At 70.6% G+C, this 12,672-nt stretch carries 10 protein-coding genes; 3 read left to right on the top strand and 7 right to left on the bottom strand.

The annotated features are described in order from the left end of the window. Positions 1–71 precede the first annotated feature (71 nt). From rhaI to FHR32_RS15475, 6 genes are read right to left on the bottom strand one after another with little or no spacing between them, the layout of a single operon-like run. Positions 72–1,247: an L-rhamnose isomerase gene (gene rhaI, locus FHR32_RS15500; protein WP_184754953.1), complete on the bottom strand. Its 1,176-nt coding sequence runs from the start codon at positions 1,245–1,247 to the stop codon at positions 72–74. A 60-nt stretch (positions 1,248–1,307) separates the two neighbouring features. Further along, a complete protein-coding gene (gene rhaS, locus FHR32_RS15495; RefSeq protein WP_184754952.1) occupies positions 1,308–2,393 on the bottom strand; it encodes a rhamnose ABC transporter substrate-binding protein in 1,086 nt (361 codons plus the stop codon). Positions 2,394–2,403: 10 nt separating this feature from the next. Beyond that, positions 2,404–3,468 (bottom strand): ABC transporter permease, encoded by a 1,065-nt coding sequence (locus tag FHR32_RS15490; RefSeq protein WP_184754951.1) that lies wholly within the window; start codon positions 3,466–3,468, stop codon positions 2,404–2,406. Further along, positions 3,458–4,480 (bottom strand): ABC transporter permease, encoded by a 1,023-nt coding sequence (locus FHR32_RS15485; protein ID WP_184754950.1) that lies wholly within the window; start codon positions 4,478–4,480, stop codon positions 3,458–3,460. Before FHR32_RS15485 ends, FHR32_RS15490 begins: the two co-directional genes overlap by 11 nt. Continuing rightward, positions 4,477–4,629, bottom strand: coding sequence for a hypothetical protein (locus tag FHR32_RS15480; RefSeq protein WP_184754949.1), 153 nt, complete (start codon positions 4,627–4,629; stop codon positions 4,477–4,479). Before FHR32_RS15480 ends, FHR32_RS15485 begins: the two co-directional genes overlap by 4 nt. Next, complete coding sequence (locus FHR32_RS15475; RefSeq protein WP_184756545.1) at positions 4,626–6,089, bottom strand: sugar ABC transporter ATP-binding protein; 1,464 nt, start codon at positions 6,087–6,089, stop codon at positions 4,626–4,628. The genes FHR32_RS15480 and FHR32_RS15475 overlap by 4 nt, the downstream gene beginning before the upstream one ends. Positions 6,090–6,384: 295 nt before the next feature. Between FHR32_RS15475 and FHR32_RS15470 the strand changes: the two genes are divergently transcribed. The 3 genes from FHR32_RS15470 to FHR32_RS15460 all read left to right on the top strand — a co-directional run bounded on the left by FHR32_RS15470 (position 6,385) and on the right by FHR32_RS15460 (position 10,590). Continuing rightward, positions 6,385–7,437, top strand: coding sequence for a LacI family DNA-binding transcriptional regulator (locus tag FHR32_RS15470; RefSeq protein WP_246466160.1), 1,053 nt, complete (start codon positions 6,385–6,387; stop codon positions 7,435–7,437). Between the two features lie 3 nt (positions 7,438–7,440). Then, complete coding sequence (locus FHR32_RS15465; protein ID WP_184754947.1) at positions 7,441–8,859, top strand: rhamnulokinase; 1,419 nt, start codon at positions 7,441–7,443, stop codon at positions 8,857–8,859. Between the two features lie 231 nt (positions 8,860–9,090). Next, on the top strand, positions 9,091–10,590 hold the full coding sequence (locus tag FHR32_RS15460; protein ID WP_184754946.1) for a S1 family peptidase: 1,500 nt from the start codon (positions 9,091–9,093) through the stop codon (positions 10,588–10,590). Positions 10,591–10,772: 182 nt separating this feature from the next. Here FHR32_RS15460 and FHR32_RS15455 read toward each other — a convergent pair whose 3' ends face one another. Next, the gene (locus tag FHR32_RS15455) at positions 10,773–12,656 is read right to left on the bottom strand and encodes an ABC transporter ATP-binding protein (protein ID WP_184754945.1); all 1,884 of its coding nucleotides are present in this window, start codon (positions 12,654–12,656) and stop codon (positions 10,773–10,775) included. Positions 12,657–12,672: the final 16 nt, after the last annotated feature.

Raw genomic sequence — 12,672 nt, 5'->3', positions numbered from 1 at the left:
AAACGGTGATCTCACGATGTGCTGTCCCCCGCCTCGTCGCAGGACGCACCCGGCGAGACGGGGCGCGGGGATCAGGCGCCCCAGCCCGCCTGGGTACCACCGACGCGCTCGGCGGCGATCTTCTCGAAGTAGCCGGAGCGGGCGTAGGCGGCCATCGGATCGGGATCGAGGCCCATCTCCTGGCGCAGCTCGGCGAGGATCGGCCGGACGTCGGTGTTGTAGGCGTCCATCAGCGCGGCGTTGGCGGCCAGCACGTCGCCCTCGGCCTGGGCCTTCGCCAGCGCGTCCGCGTCGACCCGGAGCGCCTTGGCCGTGGCCTCCTGGATGTTCATCACCGAGCGGATCTGACCGGGGATCTTCGGCTCGATGTTGTGGCACTGGTCGAGCATGAACGCCACTCCCTGCTCCGGCCCGCCGGCGTACCGGCCGGAGAGGGCGCCCCCGCGGATCACCTCGTACATGATCCGGAAGAGCTGGAACGGGTCGGCCGCGCCCACCATCAGGTCGTCGTCGGCGTAGAAGCGGGAGTTGAAGTCGAACCCGCCGAGCTTGCCCTCGCGGAGCAGGAACGCCACGATGAACTCGATGTTGGTGCCCGGCGCATGGTGGCCGGTGTCCACCACCACCTGTGCCCGCTCACCCAGCCGCAGGCAGTGCGCGTAGGCGGTGCCCCAGTCGGGCACGTCGGTCACGTAGAAGGCGGGCTCGAACAGCTTGTACTCCAGCAGGAAGCGCTGCCCGGCGCCCAGCCGGTCGTAGACGGCGGACAGCGCCTCGGCCAGCCGGTCCTGCCGGGCGCGGACGTCGTCCTGGCCGGGGTAGTTGGTGCCGTCGGAGAACCACAGTTTCAGCGTGTCGGACCCGGTGGCGTCCATGACGTCCACGCATGCCAGCAGGTGGTCCAGCGCCTTGCGCCGCACCGCGGGGTCGGGGTTGGTGACGCTGCCGAGCCGGTAGTCGTCGTCCTGGAAGACGTTGGAGTTGATCGCGCCGATCCGCACGCCCAGCTCGGAGGCGTGCCGGGCCAGGTCGGCGTAGTCGTCGACCCTGTCCCACGGGATGTGCAGCGCCACCGTCGGCGCGACCCCGGTGAAGGCGTGCACCTGGGCCGCGTCGGCCAGCTTCTCGTAGGGATCCCTCGGCACCCCCCGCTGGGCGAACACCTTGAACCGGGTGCCGCTGTTGCCGTACGCCCAGGAGGGGGTCTCGATGGCCTGCGCCCGCAGCGCGGCCCTGATGTCACTCATAAGGCTCCTTGAGGGGGTACGGCGCGCGCGGGTGGGCGCACGCCGTGACCGCGGGGTCCGTCAGAAGTCGAACTCGTCGATGTTGTCGGCCTTGAAGACGAACGGCTTGCCGAGGATGACCTCACCGTCCTTGCCGACCGTGTACTCACCGAGCTTGCCCGCCGTGAACTTCTCGCCCTCGGCGCCGGTGATCTGGCCCGAGGCGATCGCCGCGGCGGCGTAGCCGGCCAGGTAGCCCAGGTCCTTGGGGTTCCAGAGCGCGAACTGCTGCACGGTGCCGTCCTTGACGAACTCGCGCATCTGGTTCGGGGTGCCCAGACCGGTCAGCGTGATCTTGCCCTTGTACTTGGAGCCGGAGATGTAGCGGGCGGCGGCGGAGATGCCGACCGTGGTCGGGGAGATGATGCCCTTGAGGTCCGGGTAGGCCTGGAGCAGCCCCTGGGTCTCCTGGAAGGACTTCTGGTCGTCGTCGTCGCCGTAGGCGACCTTGACCAGCTTCATGTCCTTGTACTCGGGCTTGGTGAGCTCGTCCTTCATGAACCCGATCCAGGCGTTCTGGTTGGTCGCGTTGGCCGTGGCCGACAGGATCGCGATCTCGCCCTTGTTGCCGATCATGTCCGCCAGCATCTTGACCTGGCTGCGGCCGATGTCCTCGGAGTCGGCCTGGTTGATGAACAGGTTCCGGCAGTCCTTGGCGGCGTCGGAGTCATAGGAGACGATCTTGACGCCCTTGGACATGGCCTGCTTGAGCGGACCGCAGACGGCGTTGGCGTCGTTGGCCGCGATCAGGATGGCGTCCTGCTGCTGCTGGATCAGCGTGTTGATGTAGGAGACCTGCGAGGAGGCGGAGGCGTCGGACGGGCCGACCTCCTTGGCCTCGCCCTTGAACTCCTTGGCCGCCTCGATGCCCGCCTTGTCGACGATCGTCTCGTACGGGTTGTTGATCTGCTTGGGCAGGAAGGCGATCTTCAGACCTTCCTTGAGCGGGGCGTTCGGGTTGGCCGAGGCCGGGGCGGCGGCCGAGGCAGGTGCTCCGGTGCTCTGCGCGGCGGAGTCCTTGGTGGTGCCGCCGCAGGCCGCCAGGCCGAGCGTGACCATGCTGACCAGAGCCGCCGTCGAGGCGAGCCTCCGGGGGAAAGTGAACATCGGTGTTTCCTCAGGATTCGGGGGGTGTGGACGATGAGGTGGGCGATGGGCTGCGCCGGCGCTGCCCCGCCGCGGCGACGAGACGCGGAGTGATCACGGAGATGATCAGGAGCAGGCCGGTGACGATGGACTGGATCTCGGTCGACACGTCGTTGAGCATGAGCAGGTTGCGGAGCAACCCGATCAGCAGCACGCCGGCGATGACGCCGCCGAGGGTGCCCTTGCCGCCGTCGAAGTCGACGCCGCCGAGCAGGACGGCCGCGATCACGGCCAGTTCCAGCCCGACGCCGTTGTCGGCGCGGGCACTGCCGTACCGCAGGGTGTAGACGACACCTGCGAAGGCGGCGACGGTGCCCGACAGCACGAACAGGATGAGCTTGATCCGCTTGACCCGGATGCCGGCGAACAGCGCGGCCTCCTCCTGGGCGCCGATCGCGAACAGCGACCGGCCGAAGCCGGTGGCGTGCAGCACCACGCCGGTGACCGCCGCCAGCACGACGAAGAGCATGACCGGGTACGGGATCGGCGTGCCCGGCACGTCGCCGACGGCGAGGTCGGCGTACTGCTGCGGGAACTCGGCGATCGCCCTGTCGCCCAGCACGACATAGGCGAGGCCGCGGTAGAGCGCCAGCGTGCCGATCGTCACCGCCAGCGAGGGCAGTCCCAGCCGGGTCACCAGCAGCCCGTTGACCAGGCCGCACACCGCGCCGACCACGATCACCAGCGGGATGATCGTCTCGATCGCCCAGCCCGCGTCCCAGAGCGCGCCGACCAGCGCGCTGGACAGGCCGAGCACCGAGGCCACCGACAGGTCGACCTCGGCGGCCACCACCAGCATGGTCATCGCCAGCGCGATCAACGCGATCTCGCCGAGGTCGCCGAGGGCGAAGGACAGGTTGTCGATGCTCGCGAAGCCGGGCGACCCGGCCGAACCTCCGATGAAGACGAGCACCAGCAGCACGCCGACCAGCACGTCCCAGCGGAGGAACCGGCCGAACGGACTCCGGCCGCGTCCGGCGGGCGCCGGGACCTTCACGTCGTCCGCGGGATCCGCGGTCGTCACGTCAGGAGCCATGACGGGCGTTCCTCCTCCGCAGTACCCGGGCGACCCGCAGCGCGAGCAGCCGGTCCACGCTGATCGCCAGGAGCAGCAGCGCGCCGGTGATGGCCTGCTGCCAGAACGGGTTGACCTTGAGCACGACCAGCGCGCTGGTGATCGTGGTGAGCAGCAGCGCGCCGAGCGCGGCGCCGTACACGGTGCCGACGCCGCCGGTGATCGCCACGCCGCCGACCACGACGGCGCTGACCACCTGGAGCTCCCAGCCGTTGGCGGCATCGGCCACCACCGTGCCGAACCGGGACAGCCAGAGCACCCCGGCCAGACCCGCGAGCGCGCCGCTGAACAGGTAGGCACCCATCACACGCCGTCGCACCGGGATGCCGGCCAGGCCCGCGGCCTCCGGGCTGGAGCCGATCGCGTAGAAGTCCCGGCCCGAGGGGTAGGAGCGCAGGTAGTAGCCGACGGCCAGCATCGCCACGACGGCGATCACCGGCAGGTACGGCACGCCGAGCACCGTGCCGTTGCCCAGCGACAGCAGCGCGGGGGGCAGGTCGACGGCGTTGATCTGCCGGCCGTGCGCGATGAAGTGGTCGAGCCCCTGGATCACGTACAGCGTGCCCAGGGTGACCACCAGGGCCGGGACCCTGCCGAAGCTGACCAGGAGGCCGTTGACCAGGCCGCAGAGCGCGCCGACGGCCACACCCAGCACGACCGCGAAGACGATGCCCCGCCCGTGGTCGGCGGCGAGGAAGTCACCGACGGTGAAGGCCACCAGGCCGACGACCGAGCCGACGGACAGGTCGATGTTGCGGGTGATGACCACCACGGACTGGCCGACGGCTAGCAGCACCAGGATGGAGGCGTTGAGGAGGATGTCCTTCATGCCCTGGCCGGACAGGAAGTTGCCGTTGACGCCCGCGGTCACCGCGACCAGGACGGCCAGCGCGGCCACGATGCTGAGCTCGCGGGCCCGGAAGACCAGGTCCACCACACCCCGGGTGCTCCGCCCGGCGGTGACGGCGCTCATACGGCCCCCTCCGCCGGCCACATGACCAGGCCGCCGTGCTCGCCGGTGTCCTCGCTCCGCTCGGCCATCGGGCCACCCTCATCCCATGAGACCGCCGGACGCGCGACGGGGGTGCCGCGCTCGCCGGATCTCTCCGTTACCCCGATCACGAGGCCCTCCCTGTGGCGGCGGTCATCACACTCTCCTCGGTGGCCCGCTCCCGCGGGATCTCGGCGACCAGCCGCCCCTCCTGCATGACCAGCACCCGATCGGCCATGCCGAGCACCTCGGGCAGGTCGGAGGAGATCATCAGTACGGCGAGGCCGTCGGCGGCGAGCTCGGACAGCAGCCGGTGGACCTCGGCCTTGGTGCCCACGTCGATGCCCCTGGTGGGCTCGTCGATGATGAGCACCTCGGGCCGGGTGGACAGCCACTTGCCCAGCACGACCTTCTGCTGGTTGCCGCCGGAGAGCACGTTCACCGCGTCCGACAGCCCGTTGAACTTGAGCTGGAGCCGGATCGCCCAGTCACGGGCACGGTCCCGCTCCGCGGCCCGGGAGATGACCGGCCCGCGGCGCAGCGCCTTCAGGCCGGTGAGGCCGATGTTGCGCTCGATCGACTGGTCCATCACCAGGCCCTGCTGCCGCCGGTCCTCCGGGACCAGGGCCAGGCCGGCGGCCATCGCGGCGGTCGGGGAGGCGGCCGGCAGCCGCCTGCCGTTCACCTCGACGGTCCCCGCGTCCCACCGGTCCACGCCGAAGATGGCCCGGGCCACCTCACTGCGCCCCGCCCCCACCAGTCCGGCGAGCGCCACGATCTCGCCCCGCCGGACCTCGAAGGAGACGTCGGTGAACACGCCCTCGCGGGTGAGGCGGCCGACCTTGAGCGCCACCTCGCCGGCCTCGGTCTCCTGTTTGGGATAGAGGGTGTCGAGGTCACGGCCGACCATCCGGCGGATCAGGCCGTCATGGGTCAGCCCGGCCACCGGCTCGCTGGCGATCCAGGTGCCGTCGCGCAGCGTGGTGACCCGCTGGCAGAGCTCGAAGATCTCGTCGAGCCGGTGGGAGATGAACAGCACCGCGCAGCCCTGCTCCCGGAGCGCCTTCACCACGTTGAAGAGCCGCGCGACCTCGTTGCCGGAGAGCGCCGCGGTGGGCTCGTCCATGATGAGCACCCGGGCGTCCCGCGAGAGCGCCTTGGCGATCTCGACGAGCTGCTGGTCGGCGATGGACAGGCCGCGGGCCGGCTGCTCGGGGTCGAGAGTGACGCCGAGCCGGGTGAAGAGCTCGGCGGCCCTGGCGCGCATCGTGCCGCGGTCGATACGGCCGAGCGAGGCCCGGGGCTGGCGGCCGATGAAGATGTTCTCGGCGACCGACAGGTCGGGGAACATCGTGGGCTCCTGGTAGATCACCGCCACCCCGGCCCGCTGGGCGTCCGCGGGGTTGTGGAACTCCACCTGCTCCCCGTCGAGGAGGACCTGTCCGGTGTCCGGGCGGTGCACGCCGGCGAGGGTCTTCACCAGGGTGGACTTCCCGGCCCCGTTCTCCCCGGCCAGGGCGTGCGCCTCCCCGGCGTACAGCTCGAGGGAGACCTCGCGCAGCGCCTGTACGGCGCCGAACGCCTTGCTCACCCCGGCCAGCGCCAGCACGGGAGGGATCCGTTCGAGGGGCGGCGCCTCCCGTTCGCCCGGTTCGATCACCGGCCACACCCTTCCCTGACTAAAAACGTTTTAGAGAGTTGCCGGGACGCTAATCCGGGGATCAGGGCTTGTCAATAGGGGATGAATGTCCTGTTTCCAATGCGTTACGGCACCATCGGCGCCCCGCGCCGACAGGGACGCGGCCGAGGCAGGAAGAGACTTGGGTAGGGTCTTGCCTACGATTGCTAACACGTTTTAATCTATGCCGGACCGAGGAGAGGCACCGTTGGGTGATGTCAGCATCAAGGAGGTCGCCCAGCTCGCGCGGGTCTCCCCCGGCACGGTCTCGAACGTGCTCAACCGGCCCGAGCGGGTGGCCCCCGCGACCCGGGAGCGCGTCAAGGACGCGATCCGCGAGCTCGGTTTCGTCCGGCACGGCTCGGCGTCGACACTGCGCGCCGGGCACAGCCGGACCATCGGGCTGTCGGTCATGGACATCGGCAACCCGTTCTTCACCGACGTGGCGGCCGGAGCCGAGGACGTCGCCAGCGACCTCGGCTACGCGGTGATCCTGGGCAACTCGGCCGGTTCCCCGTCCAAGGAGGAGCACAACCTGACCGTCTTCGCCGAGCATCGGGTGCGCGGTGTGCTGATCACCCCGTCGGACGACGCCCCCCACCAGCTCGACAGGCTGCGCGAGCGCGGCATCAGCGTGGTGCTCGTCGACCACCCCTCCCACCGGCCCGACCAGTGCTCGGTGACCGTCGACGACGTGGCCGGCGGCCGGATGGCCGTCGCCCACCTGCTCGACCGCGGCGCCCGGAGGATCTCCTATCTCAGCGGCCCGCAGACCATCCGGCAGTGCCTGGACCGGGGGCACGGCGCCGGCCAGGCCCTCGCCGCCGCGGGTCTCGACCCTTCGGGCGCCATGGAGACGGTGGAGGCGCCGGCGATGACCGCACGGGCGGGGCAGGAGGCGGCCGAGAGGCTCGTCGGCTCCGGCCGGCTACCGGAGGCGATCTTCTGTGCCAACGACCTGCTCGCCCTCGGCATGCTCCGCGGCCTGCTGCAGGCCGGGGTTAAGGTGCCCGGCGACGTGGCCCTGATCGGATACGACGACATCGACTTCGCGGCGGCCTCGGCGGTGTCGCTCAGCTCGATCCGGCAGCCCACCTACACGCTCGGGCAGATCGCCACCCAGCTGCTGCTGGAGGAGTGCGGTGATCCCGGCACGCACGCCCACCGGCAGATCGTGTTCCAGCCCGAGCTGGTCGTCCGCGAGTCGACCGGACCCGCGCGACAGGACGGCGGCGACCATCCGACGACGGACGGGGAGTGAGAAATGGGCGTTTACGCGGCAGTCGACCTGGGCGCCTCCAGCGGGCGGGTGATGACCGCACGGATCAAGGACGGGCGGGTGCGTCTCACCGAGGCGCACCGGTTCGCCAACCGGCCGGTCCGGGTCGGCGGAACCCTGCACTGGGACATCCTCGCCCTGTACCGGGGGGTGCTCGACGGACTGCGCGAGGCCGGCCCGGTCGACTCGATCGGCATCGACTCCTGGGCGGTCGACTACGGCCTGCTCGACGGGGGCGGGCGGCTCATCGGCAACCCGGTGCACTACCGCGACGGGCGGACCGCCGGGATCATGGAGCGGGTGACCGGTGAGGTGGGGGCCGATGCGCTCTACCAGGTCGGCGGCCTGCAGTTCCTGCCGTTCAACACGGTCTACCAGCTGCTCGCCGACCCCGACCTCGGCCGCGCCGGGACGCTGTTGCTGATCCCCGACCTGCTGACCCACTGGCTGACCGGCTCCGTCGGCGCGGAGACCACCAACGCCTCCACCACCGGGCTGTACGACGTGCGGGCCGGCGGCTGGGCCCGGGAGCTGACCGACCGGCTGGGCCTGCCGGCCGGAATCCTCCCGGAGCTGCGGCAGCCGGGGTCGGCCGCCGGGACGCTCCGCGCCGAGGTCGCCGCCGAGACCGGACTGCCCGGCTCGACCCCGGTCACCGCGGTGGCCTCGCACGACACGGCCTCGGCGGTCGTGGCGGTGCCCGCCGCCACCGAACGGTTCGCCTACATCTCCTCCGGCACCTGGTCGCTCGTCGGGCTCGAACTTCCCCGGCCTGTCCTGACCGAGGAGAGCCGCCTGGCCAACTTCACCAACGAGGGCGGCCTGGACGGCACCATCCGCTACCTGCGCAACGTGATGGGCCTGTGGATCCTCCAGGAGTGCGTGCGCGTATGGGGTGACACCGGGCTGACCGGACTGCTCGCCGCCGCCGCGCAGGCCCCGCCGTTCCAGGCGGTGATCGACCCCGACGACCCGGCCTTCCTGCCGCCCGGGGACATGCCCGCCCGGATCACCGCCTTCTGCGAGCGCACCGGCCAGCGGCCCCCGGCCGGCCGGGCGCAGGTCGTCCGGTGCGTGCTGGAGAGCCTGGCCCTCGCGTACCGCAGGGCGATCCGCGCCGCCGTACGGCTCAGCGGCCAGGACGTGGAGGTCGTGCACGTGGTCGGCGGCGGCGCCCGCAACACGCTGCTCTGCCAGATGACCGCGGACGCGACCGGCCTGCCGGTCGTCGCGGGCCCGGTGGAGGCCGCCACCCTGGGCAACGCCCTGGTCCAGGCACGCGCCCAGGGCGTGGTCTCCGACATCCGGGCGCTCGTACGGCGGAGCGAGCGGCTCGTCACCTACCACCCCCGTGGCGAGGAGCCGGCGTGGGCACACGCCGAGGCCCGGATCTCCGATCGCTGACCGGCGCTTCACGGGCGACCCGGGCCCCTTCTGGCGATGACCACCGTGATCCCCGCGAGGATCGGTGCGTACCGGCCGCCCCATTCCACGTCGTCGCCCGCGTGCCGCGCGGCGTTCACGGCATTGACCGGCAACAACTGAATTAGAGTGGCATCGCCCACATCACATGATCAATCCGTGATGCGGGCGACCTCCCCTCGTGTTCAGAAAGCCGAGGTCGAGGAGAAACCCATGTCCCGCAGACATGCCGCTACCACGTGCGCCCTAGCGATCACCGCACTTACCCTGACCGCCATCCCTGCCGGGGCCGAACGCCGGACAGCGAGTACCTCAACCGCCGTGCTCGCCCGGAAACCACCACCGGGCATGCTGGAGGCACTCCAGCGCGATCTTGGTCTCAGCGAGGCCCAAGCCCAGGCCCGCCTGCTCAACGAGACCCGGCTGGTACCGGTCGAGGCACGACTACGCCAGCGGCTCGGTGACCGCTTCGGTGGCGCCTGGCTCAGAGGAACCGTTGCGCAAACCCTCGTGGTGGCCACCACCGACGCCGCCGACATCCCCCAGATCATCGCCGCGGGCGCCCAGCCTGAGATCGTCGGCAGGTCTCTGGCACAACTCATCTCGATCAAACAGAAACTCGACGACGCCCTGCCCGTGCGACCGCTCGTGGCGAGCGTGCGCTACATCGACGTGAAGACCAACAAGGTCGTCGTCCTCGCCCAGAAACCCGACGAGGCCGAGACCGTCGTCGAGGGCACGGACGTGGACAAGACCGTGGTGGTCGTGCAGCCGTCCACCGAGCAACCCCAGCCCTTCGACGACCTGGTGGGCGGCCAGGCCTACTACATCGGTCTCACGAGCCGCTGCTCGATCGGTTTCCCGGTGATGCACGGAACCCAGAGCGGGTTCGTCAGCGCCGGGCACTGCGGCAAGGCCGGTGAGACCACCATCGGATTCAACCGGACCGTTCAAGGTGTCTTCAAGGCGTCGACCTTCCCGCTTGGGGACTACTCCTGGATCGCGGTGAACGGCAACTGGACGCCCCGGCCTTCAGTGGACAACGGGGAGGGCGGCACCGTGTCCGTCGCCGGCGCCAAGACGGCCGTCCAGGGCTCGTCGGTCTGCCGGTCCGGTTCCACCACCGACTGGCACTGCGGCCTCATCCAGCAGCGCGACGCCAGCATCACCTATCCCCAGGGCAACGTCTTCGGGCTGACCCGCACGAACGTCTGCGCCGAACCCGGTGATTCGGGTGGCTCCTTCATCTCCGTCGACCAGGCCCAGGGCATCGCCTCCGGCGGCTCCGGCGACTGCAGCTCCGGCGGTACCACCTACTTCCAACCGATCGGCCCGGTTTTGTCGGCCTACGGCCTGACCCTGGTGACCACCGCGGGCAATCCGCCACCGCCGGCCACGGGCACCTGCACCGGCTACCCACGGACGTCGACCGGCACCCTGGACAGCGGCAAGTCCGCCTACCAGCCCGGCAACCGGTACTACAGGTCAAGCGTCACAGGACTCCACTACAGCTGCCTGAACGCAGGCGAGGACACCGACTTCGATCTTTACCTGCAGAAGTGGAGCGGCGCGAGCTGGCAGACCGTCGCCACCTCCGCCGGCCCGACCAGCGACGAGAAGATCGCCTATAGCGGAACGGCCGGCTACTACCGCTACCAGGTGGTCGCCTCAAGTGGCTCCGGCCCCTACACCCTGGGGTTCAAGGCTCCGTAGGCCGCCGATTCCCACGACCAGGCCCGTGGGTAAGGGATTGACTCTGTCCTCAGTGCTGCCGAGACCCCGGCTCACCGCACGGCTGTCCCGGCGAGCAGGGACCTGCGGGGCGACGGGCTGGGAACCGGGGCACCCGGCCCGCTGCACCGACCACGCGTCGGGCACCACACTCGGTGATGCGGTCAGTGGATCGCCTCCCTGACGGACGGCTGGTCGAACTGGGTCCGGTACAGCTCCTCGTAACGGCCACCCGCCGCGAGGAGATCGGTGTGCGTGCCGCGCTCCACGACCCGCCCGTCCTCGATCACCAGGATGAGGTCGGCGGCCCGGACGGTGGACAGCCGGTGCGCGATCACCACCGAGGTCCGCCCGGCCAGCGCCTCGCCCAGCGCCTCCTGCACCGCCGCCTCCGAGGTGGAGTCCAGGTGCGCGGTGGCCTCGTCGAGGATCACCACCCGCGGACGCGCCAGCAGCAGCCGCGCGATCGTCAACCGCTGGCGTTCACCGCCGGAGAGCCGGTATCCGCGCTCGCCGACGACGGTGTCCAGCCCGTCGGGCAGCGCCTCGATGAGGTCGGCGAGCCGGGCGCGGCGGAGCACCTCCCACAGCTCGTCCTCCGCCGCCTCCGGCCGGGCCAGCAGCAGGTTCGCCCGGATCGACTCGTGGAACAGGTGTCCGTCCTGCGTCACCATGCCGAGCGTCTCGCGGATCGACTCCGCCGACAGGTCCCGGACGTCCACGCCGGACAGGCGCACGGCGCCCTCCTCCGCGTCGTAGAGTCTCGGTAGCAGCTGTGCGATCGTCGATTTCCCGGCGCCCGAGGACCCGACCAGGGCCACCATCTGTCCCGGCTCGGCGCGGAACGACACCCCGTGCAGGACCTCGACGCCGCCGCGCGTGTCGAGGGTCGACACCTCCTCCAGCGACGCGAGCGACACCTTGTCCGCCGACGGGTAACCGAAGCGCACCCCGTCGAACTCCACCGACACCGGCCCGTCGGGCACCCGCCGGGCGTCCGGCTTCTCTGTGATCAGCGGCTTGAGGTCCAGCACCTCGAAGACCCTCTCGAAGCTCACCAGCGCGCTCATCACCTCGACCCGCGCGCTGGCCAGGGCGGTCAGCGGGGCGTAGAGGCGGGTGAGCAGCAGCGCCATCGCGACGACGGCCCCCGGCTCCAACTGCCCCCGCAGGGCGTAGAAGCCGCCGAGACCGTAGACGAGAGCAAGGGCGAGAGCCGAGACCAGCATCAGCGCGGTGACGAACACCGACTGCACCATCGCCGTGCGCACCCCGATGTCGCGCACCCGCCGGACCCTTGCCGCGAACTCGGCCGACTCGTTGCCGGGCCGGCCGAAGAGTTTCACGAGCGTCGCGCCCGGCGCGGAGAACCGCTCCGTCATCTGGGTGCTCATGGCCGCGTTGTGGTTCGCCGACTCGCGTTCGAGGTGTGCCAGCCGGGTGCCCATCCGCCGGGCGGGCAGGACGAACACCGGCAGCAACAGCAGTGCGAGCAGGGTGATCTGCCAGGAGGTCCCGATCATCACGGCGAGCGTGAGCACGAGCGTCACGATGTTGCCCACAACACCGGAGAGCGTGTCGCTGAACGCCCGCTGCGCACCGATGACGTCGTTGTTCAGCCTGCTGACCAGCGCGCCGGTGCGGGTGCGGGTGAAGAAGGCGATGGGCATGCGCTGCACGTGGTCGAAGACCGCGGTGCGCAGGTCGAGGATCAGGCCCTCACCGATGCTCGCCGACAGCCACCGCGTCATCAGCCCGAGCCCGGCCTCCGCCACCGCGATGACGGCGATGAGCACCGCGAGCACGATGACGACGTCCGCCGCGGCGCCGTTGACGATCGCGGTCACCACCCGGCCCGCGAGCACGGGGGTCGCGACCGCCAGTGCCGCCGTCACGACGCTGAGCAGCAGGTAGAACGTCAGCAGCCGCCGGTGGGGCCGTGCGAAGGCGCCGATGCGCCGCAGCGCGGCCATGGAGAACGGCCGCCGATCCTCCTGCGCGTTCATCGCGTGGTAGAGCGATGTCCACGCGGTCACTTCCATGTCCATCGCGCTGTCTCCGAGA

The organism is Streptosporangium album, assembly GCF_014203795.1.
In the GTDB taxonomy this organism is placed as follows: Bacteria; Actinomycetota; Actinomycetes; order Streptosporangiales; family Streptosporangiaceae; genus Streptosporangium; species Streptosporangium album.
This window is presented reverse-complemented; position numbering and strand designations above follow the sequence as displayed.

What these genes read in the sequence shown, in the direction of transcription:
- FHR32_RS15490 (WP_184754951.1), bottom strand. Translation starts at nt 3,468, where the DNA reads ATGGCTCCTGACGTGACGACCGCGGATCCCGCGGACGACGTGAAGGTC.
- FHR32_RS15465 (WP_184754947.1), top strand. Translation starts at nt 7,441, where the DNA reads ATGGGCGTTTACGCGGCAGTCGACCTGGGCGCCTCCAGCGGGCGGGTG.
- FHR32_RS15455 (WP_184754945.1), bottom strand. Translation starts at nt 12,656, where the DNA reads ATGGACATGGAAGTGACCGCGTGGACATCGCTCTACCACGCGATGAAC.
- rhaI (WP_184754953.1), bottom strand. Translation starts at nt 1,247, where the DNA reads ATGAGTGACATCAGGGCCGCGCTGCGGGCGCAGGCCATCGAGACCCCC.
- FHR32_RS15460 (WP_184754946.1), top strand. Translation starts at nt 9,091, where the DNA reads ATGTCCCGCAGACATGCCGCTACCACGTGCGCCCTAGCGATCACCGCA.
- rhaS (WP_184754952.1), bottom strand. Translation starts at nt 2,393, where the DNA reads ATGTTCACTTTCCCCCGGAGGCTCGCCTCGACGGCGGCTCTGGTCAGC.
- FHR32_RS15485 (WP_184754950.1), bottom strand. Translation starts at nt 4,480, where the DNA reads ATGAGCGCCGTCACCGCCGGGCGGAGCACCCGGGGTGTGGTGGACCTG.